14 protein-coding genes are annotated in these 18,372 nt (G+C 43.9%); 8 read left to right on the forward strand and 6 right to left on the reverse strand.

All coding sequences use genetic code 11. From position 1 onward, the window contains the following. Nucleotides 1-121: 121 nt before the first annotated feature. Nucleotides 122-2,815, forward strand: coding sequence for an alanine--tRNA ligase (alaS, locus tag HDC91_RS01095; RefSeq protein ID WP_183547691.1), 2,694 nt, complete (start codon nucleotides 122-124; stop codon nucleotides 2,813-2,815). A gap of 69 nt (nucleotides 2,816-2,884) precedes the next feature. On the opposite strand, the gene HDC91_RS01100 is transcribed toward alaS, so the two are convergent. Further along, a complete protein-coding gene (locus HDC91_RS01100) occupies nucleotides 2,885-3,511 on the reverse strand; it encodes a hypothetical protein (RefSeq protein ID WP_183547694.1) in 627 nt (208 codons plus the stop codon). Between the two features lie 302 nt (nucleotides 3,512-3,813). On the opposite strand from HDC91_RS01100, the gene gatB reads away from it, so the two are divergent. The 3 genes from gatB (at nucleotide 3,814) to HDC91_RS01115 (ending at nucleotide 7,190) form a co-directional block, all read left to right on the forward strand. Beyond that, nucleotides 3,814-5,283 carry an Asp-tRNA(Asn)/Glu-tRNA(Gln) amidotransferase subunit GatB gene (gene gatB / locus HDC91_RS01105; RefSeq protein WP_183547697.1) on the forward strand — a complete coding sequence of 490 codons (1,470 nt, stop codon included), beginning with the start codon at nucleotides 3,814-3,816 and terminating at the stop codon, nucleotides 5,281-5,283. A gap of 1 nt (nucleotide 5,284) precedes the next feature. Then, the gene (locus tag HDC91_RS01110) at nucleotides 5,285-6,400 is read left to right on the forward strand and encodes a TlpA disulfide reductase family protein (protein ID WP_183547700.1); all 1,116 of its coding nucleotides are present in this window, start codon (nucleotides 5,285-5,287) and stop codon (nucleotides 6,398-6,400) included. A 103-nt stretch (nucleotides 6,401-6,503) separates the two neighbouring features. Further along, complete coding sequence (locus HDC91_RS01115; RefSeq protein WP_162432658.1) at nucleotides 6,504-7,190, forward strand: response regulator transcription factor; 687 nt, start codon at nucleotides 6,504-6,506, stop codon at nucleotides 7,188-7,190. 41 nt (nucleotides 7,191-7,231) lie between these two features. On the opposite strand, the gene HDC91_RS01120 is transcribed toward HDC91_RS01115, so the two are convergent. Continuing rightward, nucleotides 7,232-7,789: a YtxH domain-containing protein gene (locus HDC91_RS01120; protein ID WP_183547703.1), complete on the reverse strand. Its 558-nt coding sequence runs from the start codon at nucleotides 7,787-7,789 to the stop codon at nucleotides 7,232-7,234. 148 nt (nucleotides 7,790-7,937) lie between these two features. Between HDC91_RS01120 and HDC91_RS01125 the strand changes: the two genes are divergently transcribed. Further along, the gene (locus HDC91_RS01125; protein WP_183547706.1) at nucleotides 7,938-8,657 is read left to right on the forward strand and encodes an RluA family pseudouridine synthase; all 720 of its coding nucleotides are present in this window, start codon (nucleotides 7,938-7,940) and stop codon (nucleotides 8,655-8,657) included. 43 nt (nucleotides 8,658-8,700) lie between these two features. On the opposite strand, the gene HDC91_RS01130 is transcribed toward HDC91_RS01125, so the two are convergent. Then, the gene (locus HDC91_RS01130) at nucleotides 8,701-8,937 is read right to left on the reverse strand and encodes a hypothetical protein (protein WP_183547708.1); all 237 of its coding nucleotides are present in this window, start codon (nucleotides 8,935-8,937) and stop codon (nucleotides 8,701-8,703) included. Between the two features lie 166 nt (nucleotides 8,938-9,103). Between HDC91_RS01130 and HDC91_RS01135 the strand changes: the two genes are divergently transcribed. After that, the gene (locus tag HDC91_RS01135; RefSeq protein WP_183547711.1) at nucleotides 9,104-10,615 is read left to right on the forward strand and encodes a lipopolysaccharide assembly protein LapB; all 1,512 of its coding nucleotides are present in this window, start codon (nucleotides 9,104-9,106) and stop codon (nucleotides 10,613-10,615) included. A 135-nt stretch (nucleotides 10,616-10,750) separates the two neighbouring features. Here HDC91_RS01135 and HDC91_RS01140 read toward each other — a convergent pair whose 3' ends face one another. Together HDC91_RS01140 and HDC91_RS01145 are read right to left on the reverse strand one after the other, a co-directional pair. Continuing rightward, nucleotides 10,751-11,188, reverse strand: coding sequence for an Rrf2 family transcriptional regulator (locus tag HDC91_RS01140; protein WP_162432653.1), 438 nt, complete (start codon nucleotides 11,186-11,188; stop codon nucleotides 10,751-10,753). A 63-nt stretch (nucleotides 11,189-11,251) separates the two neighbouring features. Beyond that, nucleotides 11,252-11,536, reverse strand: a complete 285-nt coding sequence (locus HDC91_RS01145) for a SelT/SelW/SelH family protein (protein WP_183547714.1) — start codon at nucleotides 11,534-11,536, stop codon at nucleotides 11,252-11,254. Nucleotides 11,537-11,654: 118 nt separating this feature from the next. Here HDC91_RS01145 and HDC91_RS01150 point away from each other — a divergent pair, with 118 nt between their 5' ends. Next, nucleotides 11,655-13,292: a carboxylesterase/lipase family protein gene (locus tag HDC91_RS01150; protein WP_183547716.1), complete on the forward strand. Its 1,638-nt coding sequence runs from the start codon at nucleotides 11,655-11,657 to the stop codon at nucleotides 13,290-13,292. Nucleotides 13,293-13,347: 55 nt separating this feature from the next. On the opposite strand, the gene lpdA is transcribed toward HDC91_RS01150, so the two are convergent. After that, on the reverse strand, nucleotides 13,348-14,736 hold the full coding sequence (gene lpdA, locus HDC91_RS01155; protein WP_183547719.1) for a dihydrolipoyl dehydrogenase: 1,389 nt from the start codon (nucleotides 14,734-14,736) through the stop codon (nucleotides 13,348-13,350). A gap of 332 nt (nucleotides 14,737-15,068) precedes the next feature. On the opposite strand from lpdA, the gene HDC91_RS01160 reads away from it, so the two are divergent. Then, nucleotides 15,069-18,353 (forward strand): carboxypeptidase regulatory-like domain-containing protein, encoded by a 3,285-nt coding sequence (locus tag HDC91_RS01160; RefSeq protein ID WP_183547722.1) that lies wholly within the window; start codon nucleotides 15,069-15,071, stop codon nucleotides 18,351-18,353. The last annotated feature ends 19 nt before the right edge of the window (nucleotides 18,354-18,372 follow it).

The raw sequence follows: 18,372 nt of genomic DNA on the forward strand, positions 1-18,372 counted from the left end.
TTAGCAGGCAAGTCCGCAAGTCAGAAAGACGGAAAGTGTGGAAGATCATGGTTAAAAAGATTTTTAACTTACGGTCATTCGGACTTTCCGTCTTTCGGACTTATAATTACCTTTGCACACTATGACCGCTAAAGAAATACGCCAGGCTTTTCTTAATTTTTTTGCTTCTAAAGGCCACATGATTGTGCCAAGCGCACCAATTGTTGTAAAAAACGACCCAACGCTGATGTTCACCAACGCGGGAATGAACCAGTTTAAGGATGTGTTTTTAGGCGAGGCCCCCGCGAAAGCCCCTCGGGTAGCCGATACCCAGCGCTGCCTGCGTGTTAGCGGCAAGCATAACGACCTGGAAGAGGTAGGTATCGACACGTATCACCATACCATGTTCGAGATGCTGGGCAACTGGAGCTTTGGAGATTACTTTAAAAAAGAAGCCATTGCCTGGAGCTGGGAATTGCTTACCCAAGTTTACAAACTTGATACCAGCCGCCTTTATGTAACTTATTTTGAGGGTGACGAAAAGGAAGGCCTGGAAAAGGATACCGAAACTTACAACCTCTGGAAGCAATATGTACCCGAAGACCGGATACTGCCCGGCAATAAAAAGGATAATTTTTGGGAAATGGGCGAAACCGGCCCCTGCGGACCGTGTTCGGAGATCCATTTTGATAGCCGCCCGGATAACGAGCGCAACCAGGTTAGTGGTGCAAGCCTTGTAAACGCCGACCACGACCAGGTTATTGAGATCTGGAACAATGTGTTTATGCAGTTTAACAGGCTTAAGGATGGCTCGTTGCAGCCATTGCCAAACAAACATGTAGATACCGGGATGGGCTTTGAACGCCTGGTGCGTGTGCTGCAGGGCAAGACATCAAACTACGATACCGACGTTTTTCAGCCGATGATCCAATTTATCGCGGATAAATCTGGTAAAAAATATAACAGCGCTTCGAAACCCGGAGATGCCGATTGGAACGACGCCGTAGCCATGCGCGTACTGGCAGATCATATCCGCGCCATTAGCTTTGCCATTGCGGATGGGCAACTGCCTGCAAGCAATAGGGCCGGTTACGTTATCCGCAGGATCTTGCGCCGGGCGGTACGTTACAGCTATCAAACTCTCGGTTTTAAAGAGCCATTTTTTAATGAACTGGTCCCCCTGTTGGCACAGCAATTTAAAGGTGTATTTGATGAATTGTGGGAACAAAAGGATTTTGTGCAGAAGGTGATATTGGAGGAAGAAGTATCCTTTTTAAGAACACTATCTGCAGGCATAAAAAAGTTCAAAGAAGTTACTGCTGAAGGAGATAAAATAATTTCGGGCTCCATTGCCTTCGAATTATCCGATACCTATGGTTTTCCGATAGATCTGACTGAGTTGATGGCCCGTGAAATTGGTGCATCTGTTGATATCAAAGGATATGAAGAAGCTCTTCAGACCCAAAAACTTCGTTCCCGCGCCGCAACAGCCGTTAGCGCCGGCGATTGGGTGGTGTTACGTGGTGGCGACAATACGGAGTTTGTGGGCTACGATGAATTGTACACCGAGTGTGATATACTGAAATACCGCAAGGTAACCGCGCAGGGTAAAGAGCAATACCAATTAGTACTAAACCGTACACCATTTTACGCGGAGGGTGGCGGCCAGGTAGGTGATACCGGCAACCTGACCAGCGAATGGTACGACGAACAAAAAGGCCCGTTAACGTTTGAGGTAACCGATACCAAAAAAGAGAACGGCCTGATCATTCATTACGCAAACCTGCAGCCATATTATACACAGGATGGTCCGGCCGAGTGGATATTGCCAAACCCAATGCCAACAAGGTTCACAGCGTATGTAGATATGGGTAAACGCATCATGACCAACGCCAACCACTCGGCAACGCACCTGCTGCATGCTGCCCTTAAAGAAACATTGGGCGAACATGTGAACCAAAAAGGATCGCTGGTGAATTCGGAGCAGCTGCGTTTCGACTTTTCACACTTTCAAAAGGTGACCGATGATGAGATAGAAACACTGGAACGAATTGTTAACCAAAAGGTTCGTGAAGGTATCCCAATTAAAGATGAGCGCCGTGTACGCTATGCCGAGGCTATTGAAAGAGGGGTTACAGCCCTTTTCGGCGAAAAATACGGTGATTATGTGCGCATGGTAACCTTTGACGATAACTTTAGCAAGGAGCTTTGCGGCGGTACGCATGTAAAAAACACCGCCGAAATAGGTTTCTTTAAAATAACGGGCGAAAGCGCGGTAGCAGCCGGAGTACGGCGTATAGAGGCTATTACCAGCTATCATTCGTTGAACTACATTCAGGAAGAGGGTCGTTTGGTTAAAAACCTGAAAGAACTGCTTAGAAACCCTGCCGACTTATCAAAAAGCGTTGAAAACCTCATCGAGGAAAACAACCGTATGAAAAAAGAACTGGAGAAAGCCGTTATGCTAAGGGCATCGGGTTTAAAGGACCAGCTGGCTAAAACCGCCGAGAATATCAACGGTGTCAACTTCATCGCCCAAAGGGTGGAGTTGCCCACGGCCGATGCTATTAAAAATTTAGCTTATAACTTAAAAGATATAGTACCAAATTTATTCCTAGTACTGGCTGCAAATATCAACGGCAAGCCAAGTATTACGGTGATGATAGACGAGACGCTTGTAAAAGACAAAGGCCTGCATGCAGGTAATATTGTGAGAGAACTGGCTAAAGAAGTGAAGGGCGGCGGCGGCGGTCAGCCGTTTTTTGCTACAGCGGGCGGCAGCGATGTAAACGGCATTGATAATGTGCTGGCCAAAGCCAAAAGTTTCGTTCAATAATCAAGCTTCGACAATCCAAACAAAAAAAGACCGCCGATAAGCGGTCTTTTTTTGTTTAATACGCTATTATTAATGATGGCCTTTTCCGTGGCTTTTACCGCCATGGTGCGCCGGGCGGTTCACATGTGTAACCGTTCTTATTTTAGTATGCGAAGGCCTGTTCACTATACGTGTGCGGTTTACAACCCTTGAAGGTCTGTTTACATATTTGGTATGACGAACCACCTTCGCGGGCCTGTTCACATATCTGGTGCGGTTGATAACCCTTGTTGGCCGGTTAACATATCGGGTATGGGTAATCACTTTTGTTCGCGGGCGGTAATACCTGTCGCGTATAATGACATTTTTTACTCCCCGGTAACGCGCGTACTTTACCCTGTCGTAACGGTAGTACCGGTAGGGGTTCGGGCGATAAACGGCAACCTTGTAACCGTCGTTGATATTGTAATAGCTATAGCGTGCTAGCAACGTGTTGCGCCAAACCCAATTACCGCCGCTTAAATAAACGTATTGATGCGTAGGTACGTAGTAATAACTGTTCACATCCGGCAAATAGTAATAATTAGCATCTGCGTATTCTGCGGGTGGGGTCCATGTGCCAATATTAAGGCTAACATTTACCTGGGCTTTTGTTTGGGTAACGGATGCGGTAAGTAAAAAACAGCTTGCCAGCATCCCTAAAATAATTTTTTTCATGGTATCTTGATATTATGTTTCTGCACAGGCAAATTGCATGCCCTATTTTAACAGACCAATACATTAACACAAGGTTTAATAAAAAGATTTACAAATAGGTAAATAGCCCCATGCATTTCTGTATAAACAAAGACGTTTTTAAGTAAACCTAACCGCAGAACCACATAAAGCAGCGTGTATACACTGATGCTTTTAAATTAGTAAGAGAGTATAGACCGGTCGTTTTAAATAATGCCCGTAAAAACATAAATAACACTATATTTGGCAGGTTTGATCAATGCTGATTACAGCTGAATATAAATATGACAGTTCTACAAAGCGGCGCGAGTGACAAGTACGAGTTAGTTGTTGGTTTAGAGGTACACGCCCAATTATCTACTTTAAGTAAGGCATTTTCATCAGATTCGGCGGCGTTTGGCGCCGGGGCAAACGAGCATGTTAGCCCCGTTTCGTTAGGCCATCCGGGTACATTGCCGCGTATTAACAAAAAAATGGTGGAGTATGCGGTAAAAATGGGCTTAGCCTGCAATTGTACCATCAACCTGCAAAACACTTTTGCCCGTAAAAATTACTTCTATGCCGATTTGCCAAAAGGATATCAAACCACGCAGGATCAGCAACCGATATGCCTGGGTGGCAGCGTAACCGTAAAACTGGCCGATGGCAGTTCAAAAACAATCGCCATTCATCACATCCACATGGAAGATGATGCCGGTAAAAGCGCGCACGACCAGCACGATCATTATTCGCTTATTGATCTGAACAGGGCAGGGGTTCCACTTATAGAGATCGTTTCAGAACCCGATCTGCGCAGCGCCGAAGAGGCCGGGCAGTTCCTGACCGAGATACGACGCTTGCTGCGCTACCTGGATATTTGCGATGGCAATATGGAAGAAGGAAGCGTGCGCTGCGATGCCAATATATCAATACGCCTGAAAGGAGCCACGTCCTTTGGTAACCGTTGTGAGGTAAAGAATCTTAATTCTATACGTAACGTTCAGCGTGCCATTGAGCACGAGTTTGAACGCCAGGTAGCCGTTATAGAAGGGGGCGGCCATATAGACCAAAATACGCTTAACTTTAACGCCGATACCGGCGAAACATCCGTATTACGTTCAAAAGAGATGGCAAATGATTACCGCTATTTCCCCGAGCCCGACCTGTTGCCGGTACAGTTGACCGAAGCTTACGTACAGCAAGTACGCGATAGTATGCCCGCACTGCCAAACCACCTCCTCGAAAAGTATACCACTAAGCTGGGTTTATCAGATTACGACGCGGGTGTTATCATAGCCGATAAAGATTTCGCGGCTTATTTTGAGGATTTGATAAAGCATACCACAAATTATAAGTCGGCGGCAAACTGGGTTATGGGTGCCGTGCGCTCTTACATCAACGACAATAATATCAGTATAGCTGATATTGGCATAAAACCGGTTGCCCTTGCGGAGTTAATAAAACTGGTGGACGACGGGAAGGTCAACAATTCAATCGCCGCGCAAAAACTTTTCCCGGCTTTGGTGAAAGGAAATGACAAAAGCGCCGACCAATTAGCCAAAGAACTAAACCTGATTATCAGCGAGGATACCGGCCAGTTGGATGGCTTTATACGCGCCGCGCTGGCTAAATATCCCGAGAAGGTAAAAGAATACCAAAAGGGTAAAAAGGGCGTTTTAGGCTTGTTTATGGGTGAAGTTATGAAGCTTTCTAAGGGAAAGATAGACCCTCAGAAAACCAACCAGCTATTAATAAAAGAATTAGAATCTAAATAATATGAAGAACCGTTTGATCACCGGCATTGCCATTGCGGCACTGTTTTTTATAGTTTCGTGCAAAGAATCAACCACATTTACCATTTCCGGCAAATTAGAGAATCCCGGCGCGTTAAAAAAGATATACCTGCTTGCCGCGGATAGTACCCAGGTAAACGTTGTTGATTCAACAACCTTAGGTGCGAATAACGAATTTCAGTTTAAGCACGCTACTCCATACGCCAATTTATATAAACTGCGTATTGCGGGCAACGTGTACGATGTAGTAGCACAGAATGGCGATGCCATAACTTTTAAAACTGACCTTGCCGATGTAAATCACTCATACGAGGTAAACGGATCAGAAACCTCGGAAAAAATCAAGGAATTCAACAAGATCAGCAATATTTATGGCGACAGGAGCACGAAGCTATCTGACGAGTACACCGCAAAGGCAGCTGCGCTGGGCAAAGAATCCGACTCGTTGCTGAAGGTGTATATCCCCATGTTTCAAAAAAATATGAACGATTACAGCGCCGAAGTTTTAAAATTTGTTGATCAGAATAAGAAATCGCTTGCCGGATTTTACGCCGCAACATCGCTGGATCAATACAAATACGAACAACAGTTGGTGGCTTATGCCGATGATATTAAGGATGATTTTAAAGACAATCCGGCTGTGCAAACCTTTTTGCGCCAAATGGCCGCTATAAAGCCAATATCAGTTGGCCACAAAGCGCCCGAATTTACAATAAACAGTATTGATGGCAAGCCGGTAAAATTATCTGATTATAAAGGTAAGTATGTGATGCTTGATTTTTGGGCGTCGTGGTGCGCGCCTTGCAGACAGGAAAACCCCAATGTGGTTAAGCAATACGCGATGTACAAGGATAAGGGCTTTAACATTTTGGGGGTATCACTCGATACCGAAAAAAAAGATTGGCAACAGGCGGTTAACGCCGACAGGCTTACCTGGACACACGTATCAGATCTGCAAAGGTTCGAAGGTCCTACCGAAAGGCTGTATCACATTGAAGCGATCCCGTCGAACTTTATAATTGACCCGCAGGGTGTAATCGTTGCCAAAAATGTTACTGGTGCCGATCTTGAAGATTTTTTAAAGAAAACATTTAAATAGTCTCAATTAAAAGTTAACTTAAGGTAGTATTTAACAATTTGTTAATACTGGGTTAACCATAAGCTTCTATTAAGCTTATACTTTTATGCAAAATTAAATATACATGAGCACCAGTAAACAAAAGATATTAATTGTTGACGATGAGCCGGATATTTTAGAGCTGATAGAGTATAACCTTAAAAAAGAAGGTTACCAGGTATATTCGGCCCGGAACGGACAGGAAGCCGTTGCCGAAGCAAAACGTACACAACCTGACCTTATTGTATTAGATATAATGATGCCTAAAATGGACGGTATAGAAGCATGCCGCATTATGCGTACTATGCCTGAGTTTAAAAATACCTTTATGGTGTTTTTAACCGCCCGAAGCGAAGAGTATTCAGAAATTGCAGGCTTTAATGTTGGCGCCGACGACTACATAGCAAAACCCATTAAGCCGCGCGCGCTGGTTAGCCGTATCAACGCCATCCTTCGTCGTAATGCGCCGCCCGAGGAAGTTATAGATAACAAACTTGAAATAGGCGACCTGGTTATAGACCGCGAAGCATATCTGGTTTATAAAAAAGGGGTAAAGGTGGTTTTAGCCAAAAAGGAATTTGAACTGCTTTACCTGCTGGCTTCAAAACCCGGTAAAGTTTACACCCGCGAGGTGATACTTAAAAACATTTGGGAAGATTCGGTAGTAGTCACCAACCGAACCATAGATGTGCATGTACGCAAGCTGCGCGAAAAGCTCGGCGACGACTGCGTATCTACAGTAAAAGGCGTAGGTTACAAGTTTGAAGCATAATAAAAATGCCTCCCGAAATCAGGAGGCATTTTTATTATAAGCTAAAGTTTATTAGCTGCAGCGGCTTTACCTTTTGCTGCAGGCGCCGTTTTTGGTGCAGCTTTTGGCTTTGCTGCTTTTTTCGCGGCCGCGGTTTCTGTTTTAGCCTTATCAGTTATTGTTTTAGCTTTTGTTGCGGCCTTTGCTTTAACTTCCGTAGCGGTTTTTTTGGCGGCGGCCGCAGTAGTTTTAGCTTTATCGGTCACTGCCTTAGCTTTCGCCTCTGCAGATGCCTTAATGTCAGCGGCTTCTTTTTTTGCTTTATTTGCCGCCACGCCGGCTTTTTTGGCTACTACTACTTTCTTTGCAGCCGTAGCCCGTTCAACAACTGTTTTAGCAGCAGCGGCTTTTTTGGTAGTGCTTGTTTTTTTAGCAGTAACTTTCTCTTTCAGGTCGGCAATTTTATCTTCAGCCTTATCCTTTAAATTGTCAAATTTATCTTCGGTTTTTTCTTTCAGGTCTTCGGCGGTCTCCTTAGTGCCATCCCAAAATTCTTCGATGGTTTCTTTTATCTTTTCAAAAAAACCCTTTTGTTCGGGCTGTGTTTTTTTTGTGCTCATGATGCTTTGTTTTAGGTGGATGATTATTAGGTGTTTAACATTGCACTATCAGAATTGTTTTTAGCCTGCCCGGGGGCTAAAAATGCACCAGACGCTGATAATGCGGTATATAGCACAATTAATTTAATTAACCGTATTTTTGCGGGCTATGAAATTTCCAAAGTTTGCCGACCTGATATTATTTGAGGATGACGATATAATTGTGGTTAATAAACCGCCGTTCATTAGTTCGCTTGATGAGCGCGAAGGTGGCGAAATAAACATGCTGCGCCTGGCAAAGCAATACACCGCCGATGCGCAAATATGCCACCGCCTTGATAAAGAAACATCGGGCGCGCTAATTATCGCTAAAAATCCTGAAGCGTACCGCGATGTTTCAATCCAGTTTGAAAAACGCAGAGTAAAAAAGGTTTATCACGCAGTTATAGACGGCACACACGTTTTTGAAAGCTTGCTGATAGATCTGCCTATACTGAATGTAGGAAAGGGAAACGTAACCATTAGCCGCCAGGAAGGCAAGCGTGCCGAAACTTGGTTCCAATCGCTAAAGTATTTCAAGCACTACACGTTGGTAGAGTGCCGCCCGGTTACGGGCCGTATGCACCAGATACGCATACACCTGGCCACGCAACGTGCCTCAATTACCGGCGACGAGATGTATAAGGGCCAGCCGGTGTTTCTTTCTAAAATCAAGCGTAAATATATTTTGGGGAAGGACCAGGAAGAGTTACCTATTATGAAACGCTTTGCCCTGCATGCCTACGAGGTAAGTTTTAAGCTGCCGTCTGGCCAGGATATTACCGTGCATGCGCCGTATCCAAAGGATTTTGAAACCCTGCTAAAGCTGCTGGAGAAATTTGACAGCTAAAAAAGAAGCGCCTTTGTTTATAAAGGCGCTTCTTTTTTATTATTTATTTTAAAAACTCGGGAGGAGTAGTATCCCTTACCGTGCTTTTTTTGAACTCAGGAGGAGTGGTGTCCTTTTTCACCGTTGTCTTAAAAAATTCAGGAGGTGTAGTGTCTTTTTTAAGCTTCATTGTAGCATTAAGGCCTTTATTTGCATTCGTGCCCGGAGCCGTATTGTCCTTTTGGCAAGCGTAAACGCTTACAATTAAAAAGGCCAGTAATATGTAAATAATCTTTTTCATGATGATATAAATAGTCCTTGTGATATTTTACAAATATATAGATAATTATATGTATTACAAATCTATAAATTAATTGTTCTTTTATACGCAAAAAAACTTTTCAAGTTGCATCAATATAAATTTGTTTTTAACGCAGGCAACTGTAAATTTAATCATTAAAACGTGTATGCTTAAAAGGCTTATCATCGCTCTGATTTTAATAGTATTTTCGGGCCAATTTGTACATGCAAACGCATGGCAAGTGGTTGGGGTACAGCCAAAAAAACAGATCATCAATAAAGATACGCTAAAGGAGATACTTACCCTGCAGGATACCTTTCTGCGCCAAAAAAGGTTGATCACATTTACAAAAAACTGCGTTCAGGGGGCAGATAGCAGCCAGCTTGTGGCCTTGCAGGATACTTTCGACAGCTATTTTCTAAAGTATAACCTGCCCAATAGAGAGATATTTTCGTTGTTTGTAAAAGGAGTATCCTACAACAAACTGCGGGATTATAAAAGCGCAGAAACCTATCTTACCCGGGCGCTGCAGATAGCGCAAAAAAACAGCCGGAATTACCTGTCTTTTTTGATGTTAAGCCATTTAGGGTTTATACTTACCGATAAAGGCGATTATATAGGCGCTATTTATAACTATCGCCTTGCAACTATCGAGGTGAAGAAACTGAAGGACAACTTTAAAGATAACCGCCGCGAGGCATCCCTGAATATAAACATCTCCGACCTTTTTTATAAATCGGGATTTTATTCACAATCCTTGAATTATCTTGACCGTGCCTGGAAGTTGTTATTGAATGATAGTACCAGCAAGCGTCTTTTATCGAGCGTAATATTTTATAATAAGTCTGAAAATTTCTTTAGGATGAATAAGTTAGACTCGTTAAAAGAATACTACAAAAGGCTTAACGGGTCCGAGAACGAAAACTATAAGCTGTTTACTTACCGCAAACGTGTTGGTTATTATATTACGCTGTTGCAGCATAATTATGATTTGGCTATAACACAGATCAAAGACCTGCAAAAAAGCAAAGATTATGTGGTCAGCAGCCTGGAAAACCAGCACCTGGCCGATGCTTATTACATGAGCGGACAATTGGATTCCGCCAAACATATTATAGAAAAATTGCTGATAGCCGATACGGAGAACAACCACCCCGAAATAAAATACCATCTGTATGAAACCCTGGCATGGATTGCCGGCAAAAAGGGTGATTATAAAACTTCGTCATACAATTTTATGCTTGCGCTTAAGCAATCGCAAGAGAACAACATCCGGTTAACACAGGTGGGAAATATTTCATCGCAAATAAAAATTGACGAAACCGAAAGCTTGTATCAACAAAAAGCCGAGGTGTATAAGCGCGAGCGCTTATGGCTATTGTTTATTGTATTGATAGCGGCACTGAGTATTATCGCCATAGGACTGTTTTACCGTAACGTTAAACAAAAAAGGCATTACGAAAGACTTTTATTTGAAGCGAAAAAAGAAGAGCTCGCATTTATCAACTCCCACGAAATACGCAAGCACCTTACCAATATACTGGGCATGATAGATATCCTGAAGAACAGCGAGAATCGGGTGGAAGAATATGATCAGATAGAATCCTTTTTATATCAGTCGGCTTCCCTGCTCGACGAATCGATCAAGAATATCTCGGAAAAATTGAACGAAGATTAGAGCGTAGTGATTAGAGATTGGGGATCAGAAGTTGGTCTAAACCCGTACATTGTCAGTTTTTAAAGCCTGGGATCTGACTTCAGGATTTAAAGTTTAGCATTTAGCGTTTAAGATTTAGCGTTTAACATTACCCTCTTATTCATGACTGATCAGCGTGGTTTCGCGGGAAATAATATCGGCAATGCTGGTTTCTGATAGTATTTTTAGCGATGCATCGCGTACCTCGATGAACACGTCGCGTATGCCGCAGGTATGTTCCTGGTGGCACTCGTCGCACCGGTGATAAAAATTCAAGCTGGCGCATGGTACCATAGCAATAGGGCCATCGGTGATGCGCATAATGTTTACCAGGAAAATATCCTTTGGGTCTTTGTTAAGGCTATAGCCGCCTCCCGCGCCTTTTTTGCTATACAGGAAGCCCGCGTTGCGCAGATCAAGCAATATTTGCTCCAGGAATTTTTTTGGGATTCTTTCCAGCTCGGCGATCCTTGATATCTGCATGGGTGGCTTGTCCATGTTTTTACCCATGACCACCAGCGCCTTTATGGCGTATTTGGTTTTTTTAGATAGCATCTATAAATATAATTTACAAAGTTACATAAACAAATTTGTACAACATAATATGCACACATAGTATTATGCTGTGTTGCTGTCAGAATGGCCAAGGTGCTTTGCGGGGCAGGTCGAATCACGAACCAGTTGTTTCAGTTCTTTTATTTCGGGGAAGCGTCCTTGTTCCTTCCTGTCAAAAATGAGGGTGTCGTTCGCCCGGATACTATATTTACCCGGTGTTTCGCTGGGTTGCAGGGTTACACCGTAAACCTCGCCGCTAAATGTTGTTAGCAGCTCCTGTGCCATATAAGCTGCCCGCATAAGCCAGTTGCATTTTGGGCAATATTCAATGGTGATGGTTGGTTTCATTGAACATAAATGTAGGTATATTTATATTCAATGTGTCGTTATGACATAATATTTGTTTTACGGGCGATTTTTTTCTTACATTCATCAATTGAACACTAATCAACAGTAAATATAATTCATGAAAAGAATATCATTCTTATTGCTGCTGCAGTTTGCCTTTACAGGCCTGATTGCGCAAACCGGCAAACAAATAAAGATTGCCGATGGCATTGTTGAAGGGGTAACCGAAAAATCAGGAGTTATCAGCTTCAAGGGGATACCTTTTGCGCAGCCACCTATTGGCGAATTGCGCTGGAGAGAACCACAACCGGTAAACAGTTGGACCGGTGTGCGCAAGTGTGATGCCTTTGGATATAACGCCATGCAAAAACAGGTATTTGGCGATATGGGCTTCCGCACGCCGGGTATGAGTGAAGACTGTTTGTATCTGAATGTATGGATGCCCGCGAAACGCTCAAAAACCAAACTACCCGTACTGGTATATTTTTACGGCGGCGGTTTTGTTTGCGGTGACGGTTCTGAAAGACGCTACGACGGCGAGAGCATGGCAAAACGGGGCATTATTACACTTACGGTGAACTACCGCCTGGGGGTATTCGGCTTTATGTCGCATCCCGAGCTTACCAAAGAGTCAGTACATCACGCGTCGGGCAACTATGGCTTGCTTGACCAGGCCGCAGCTCTGCGCTGGGTACGGCAAAACATCGCGGCCTTTGGCGGCGACCCAAAACGTGTGACCATAGCAGGCGAATCAGCCGGCTCTATAGCGGTATCAGCACAAATGGTGTCTCCATTGTCAAAAAATATGTTTGCCGGCGCTATAGGCGAAAGCGGCGCGATGATAAATCCAACGTTACCTGCCATATCCTTAGCCGAGGGCGAGAAGAATGGTGTTAAATTTGGCGAGAAGATAGGCGCTACAACCCTGGAAGCGCTGCGTGCTATACCTGCCGATAAGCTGCTGGATGATGCATCGATGCCGGGCACTCCGCCTATGTCGCCCACTGTTGACGGCTATTTTTTACTAAAAAAGCCCGTTGAAAGTTTTTTAGCAGGCGAACAGGCCAAAGTGCCATTATTAGCGGGTTGGAATTCCGCCGAGATACCCTACCAGGCCTTAATGTATGGAAATGCGCCTACGCCCGAAAATTATGCAAAGCAGGTTAAAATGCTGTACGGCGAAAAGGCCGACAAAGTGTTAAAACTTTATCCCGGCACAACGCAAACGGAAGTGATAAAATCGGCAACTGAGCTGGCCAGCGACCGCTTCATATCATATAGTACATGGAAATGGGCCGACGCACATGCATTAACGAGCGGCAAGCCTGTTTACCGCTACCTGTTTTCGAAACCGCTGCCGCCGATGACAGCCAAAATGGCTAACGCCAAAGCCGGCCTTGCGGGCGGCGTTATTAAAGGCGATGCAGCAAAACCCGAAACTAAAAAGGGACCCCAACCTTACGCAGGCGCGGCACACGCGTCAGAAATTGAATATGCAATGGGAAACCTGGCAACTAACACGAATTACGCATGGACACCAGCTGATTACCAAGTATCGGCAACTATGGAAGGTTACTTCGCCAATTTTATAAAAACTGGTAACCCTAACGATGGTGTTTTACCCAAGTGGAATGCCAATGTAAAAGACAGCCCGGTAACCTTCATGAATATTGATGTAAAAACCGTGTTGGAAAAGGAAAGCACCCAACTACGGAACAGGTACCTGTTTTTAGATACAGAATATATGAAAAAGTAACGGCATAAAAAAGCCGCTCCGGAATTTCCGGAGCGGCTTTTTTTATATCAACGATTTATAAATGTATTACTTCGCCATAGGCGTCAGCAGCGGCTTCCATAACTGCCTCGCTCATGGTAGGATGGGGGTGTACCGATTTGATGATCTCGTGCCCGGTTGTTTCCAGCTTGCGTGCTGTAACCACTTCAGCTATCATCTCGGTTACGTTATGACCCAGCATGTGCGCGCCTAAAAACTCGCCGTATTTAGCATCAAATATCACTTTAACAAAGCCATCCTTTGCACCGGCAGCGCTTGCCTTACCCGATGCCGAGAACGGGAATTTTCCGATCTTGAGTTCGTAACCGGCTTCTTTCGCCGCCTTTTCAGTGTAACCAACAGATGCAACTTCGGGCATGCAATAAGTACAGCCGGGGATATTGTTATAGTTTAAGGGTTCGGGGTTTTGCCCGGCTATCTTTTCTACGCAGATGATGCCTTCGGCAGATGCAACATGCGCTAATGCCTGGCCCTTAACAATATCGCCTATGGCGTATACGCCCTCAACATTTGTTTGGTAAAAATCATCAACCAAAACCTTGCCTTTATCTGTTTTTACACCATTTTCTTCAAGGCCTATCCCTTCAATATTGGTTGATATGCCAATCGCTGATAAAACAATATCGGCCTCAAGCACCTGGTTGCCGGTGGCAGTTTTAACGTTCACCCTGCAGCCTTCGCCATTGGTATCAACGGATTCCACGGTGGAACCGGTCATGATGTTGATACCCTGCTTTTTAAGGATGCGTAAAAGCCCTTTTGATATCTCCTCATCCTCAAGCGGTACAATGTTATCTAAAAACTCAACTACGGTTACCTGGGTGCCAATAGCGTTGTAGAAATAAGCAAACTCAATACCGATGGCGCCTGAGCCTACCACAACCATTGATTTTGGCTGTTTTGGCAATACCATAGCCTGGCGATAACCAATTACCTTTTTGCCATCCTGTTTAAGGTTAGGCAATTCGCGCGAGCGGCCTCCCGTAGCCAGGATGATATTTTTGGCGGTAAAATCTTTAGTGGTGCCGTCGGCTATTTTAACCGATACCGTTCCCTTTGATTTTAAAGAGCCATAACCGATAATTACATCGATCTTATTCTTCTTCATCAAAAACTGAACACCTTTGCTCATGCCATCGGCCACGCCGCGGCTACGCTTAACAACGGCCTCAAAGTCAACTTCGCCGCCGTTGGTTTTTATACCATAATCAGCCGCGTGATTCAAATATTCAAAAACCTGGGCGCTTTTTAATAAAGCTTTTGTAGGGATACAACCCCAGTTAAGGCAAATGCCCCCAAGCGATTCTTTTTCAACAATGGCGGTTTTTAAACCCAGCTGCGATGCGCGTATAGCGGCAACATAACCGCCCGGGCCCGAACCAATAACAATTAAATCGTAATCCATATAGTATGTATCTTTTATGATTTTTTGGAATGCAAAGCTAACTAAAAAGCGGTGTAAATGAAAAATAGGGAGTGATTTAGAATCGAGGCCAGAAATTTAAGGTAATTAACTAATAATCAAAAGGTTTATTTTAAAATTTGACACTGGTATTGTAAATATTACACTTATTATTCATCAAAATTTCATTTTTAGTTATTTATGCTATTAAATGTTGAAAAGTATATAATTATTATAACATTAACTTAATATACCCAACGACTGTAATACTTATCTTTGCGGCATTAAATCACTTAATGATTAATTCACTTATCAGTTAACAAAAAAAAACAAACATGAGAAAACATTTACTTCTCTCTATTATTTTTCTGTTTGCTGCCGTTGCTGCCTTTGCACAGGTAACAACAAGTAGTATGACAGGCCTTATCAAGGACGGGAAAGGCGAAACCTTGATTGGTGCAACCATCAAAGCCATCCACCAGCCAAGCGGTAGCACTTATGCTACTACAACAAACGCCGACGGACGTTTCACTATCAACAACATGCGTGTAGGTGGTCCTTACACTGTAGTTGTTTCTTACATCGGTTACGACGCTAAAACAGTAACTGATGTGTACTTAAAATTAGGTGAGGGTTTTGTACTAAACGAAACCCTGTCGCAAGGCGCTGCGGTACTTAGCGAAGTTAACATAGTTGCCACCAACCCCCGCTCTATCATGAACGGTGAACGTAACGGCGCTATTACTAACATCGGTACCCGCGAGATCTTAACCTTACCAACTATTACGCGTAACATTAACGATTTAACCCGTTTAACCCCGCAAGCTAACGGTACATCAATTGGCGGTGGTAACTTCAGGCAAAACTACATTACCGTAGACGGATCTGACTTTAACAACAGCTTTGGTATTGGTGGTAACCTGCCTGCCGGCGGCTCTCCAATATCATTGGACGCGTTAGAAGAGATATCGGTAAACGTAACCCCTTATGACGTTACACAATCAGGTTTTATTGGTAGCGCATTAAACGCTGTTACCCGTTCTGGTACCAACGACATTAGCGGTTCGGTCTACACTTATTGGAGAAACCAGGAGCAACAAGGTATAAACGTAGGTCCTAACATGTTACAACGCCAGCCGTTGAACGATAGGACTTGGGGCGCAAGAGTAGGCGGCCCTATCGTAAAAAACAAATTATTTTTATTTGTGAATGCTGAAAGGCAAACTACTACAAGGCCTGGCCAGTCGCGCGTTGCAGCTACAGCAGCAAACCCAACCGGCGGTAACGTTGCCCGCCCAACCGATACCAGGTTAAATGAGATAAGGGATTTCTTGAAATCTGAATATAACTACGACCCGGGTGTTTACCAGGGCTATGGTTTTCAGTTTGAGCGGACCAATTTGTTAGGCCGTTTAGACTGGAATATCAGCGATAACCACAAATTCAACGTGCGTTACAGCCAGGTAGAAAGCCGTGACCCTAACTTTGTGAACGGTACATCGGCTGCGCCATCGAGCTTTACATCAGGTGCCGGCCGTACAGATGTGAACTCGTTAAACTTTAACAGCGCTAACTATTACCAGGAAGCTAACTTCTACTCGTTATCAGCTGAGTGGAACGGTACATTCGGGAGATTCTCAAATACATTACGCGCATCACGCACAAGGCAGAATGACCCCCGTACAACAGACGGACCATTATTCCCGTTTGTTGACATATTAGAAGGCGGCCAGCCTTATACATCATTTGGTACCGAGCTTTTCAGTTACGGTAACTTAAGGGATGTGTCTACTTATTCGTTTGTAGATAACCTGAAATGGACTGCAGGCAAGCATAACTTTACCGTTGGTGCCCAGGCCGATTTCAGTACAACCAAAAACGGTTTCCAACGTTACGGTACCAGCTACTACAGGTATAACTCAGTAGATGATTTCCTGAATAAAGCAAATCCGGCAACTTATGCCTTAACATATTCATTAGCGCCCGGATACGCGCAATCGTTCCCAAGCTTTAAATTTGCACAGTATTCAATTTACGGCCAGGATGATTACCGCGTAAATGATAACTTCCGTATAACAGCCGGTTTAAGATTAGACCGACCTACTTATCCGAAAGTATTGGGCCAGCATCCGCTTGTTACCCCTTTAACCTTTGCAAACAACGAGAAGTTAAACACAGCTACATTGCCAACCGCTAAAATAATGTTCTCTCCTCGTGTTGGCTTTAACTGGGATGTTAACGGCGACCGTAGCCTGCAGGTACGCGGTGGATCGGGTATATTTACCGGCCGCTTGCCATTTGTATGGATAGTTAGCCAGGCCAGCGATGCAGGTTTATTGCAAATTACCCAGATAAACGATGGTACCGCAGGTAACGAAGTACCCGGGATATTTAACCCTGATCCTAACGCTTACCGCCCTACTACTCAACCAAAAGCGGGTACAACTTTACCGTCGGCTATGACATTCATCTCGCCTGACTTAAAAATGCCGCAGACATGGAAAACCAGTTTAGCTGTTGATACCAAGTTGCCATTTGGCTTTGTGGGTACATTAGAGGGTATTTATAATAAAGATTTGCAAACGGCTTTCTGGAGAAATGCTAACTTAAGTGATCCTACAGATCTAAGTATTACCGGATATCCTGATCACAGGGCTTTTTATCCAAGCGCTAATGCAGATAAATACATAAATAATCTTGCCGGTGGCCAGGTTACACCTACCGCTACAGGCGCGTTTAATACTTATGTGCTTGATAATGCAAATAAAGGTTACTACTGGTCGGTAACTGCTAAGTTAGATAAACAGTTCAGCAGAAACTTCTCAGCATCGCTTGCCTACATCAAATCTGAAGCTAAAAACCTTTACGACGGAAGTGGTGACCAGGCAGGTTCTGCATGGCAGGGAACACAAACCATCAATGGTTCAAACTCACAGGAGCTTAGCTATGCAAACTATATTGCTCCAAACCGTGTGGTTGCATCTTTCTCTTATGCCAAAGAGTTTCTGAAACACGCTAAATCAACATTTACGTTCTTCTATCAGGGTTCAATTGATGGCAGGTTCTCTTACGTTTATTCGTCAGACTTTAACCGTGATGGTGCCAATGCCGATTTGATCTATATTCCTAAAAATCCTTCCGAGATCACATTTGTACCGTTAACTGTAGGTTCGGGCGCTAATGCTGTTACTTATACAGCTCAACAGCAAAGCGATATGTTCTTCCGTTATGTAGATCAGGATGCTTACCTTAAAAACCATAAAGGCCAGTATGCGCAACGTAACGGCGCAAACTTACCTTGGCGCAACCAGGTCGACTTCAAATTCCTGCAGGATCTGTTTGTTAACGTAGGCGGTAAACGCAACACCATCCAGTTTAGCTTTGATATATTCAACTTAGGTAACTTGTTAAATAAAAACTGGGGCTTACACCAACTGGTTAACACACGTGGTTTACTTGTACCAACAAACAACACCGCTATCGCGGCCGACGGTACAACAGTGCCAACCTTCCGTATAGCAACAGACAGGGGCTTACCTGTGTCAACTACTTTCAGAGATGATGTTAGCATCAACTCAACTTATTACATGCAATTTGGCTTACGTTATATATTTAACTAAGCAGATGTTGTTAATAACG

It is taken from the genome of Mucilaginibacter sp. AK015 (genome assembly GCF_014200785.1).
Classification (GTDB): Bacteria; Bacteroidota; Bacteroidia; order Sphingobacteriales; family Sphingobacteriaceae; genus Mucilaginibacter.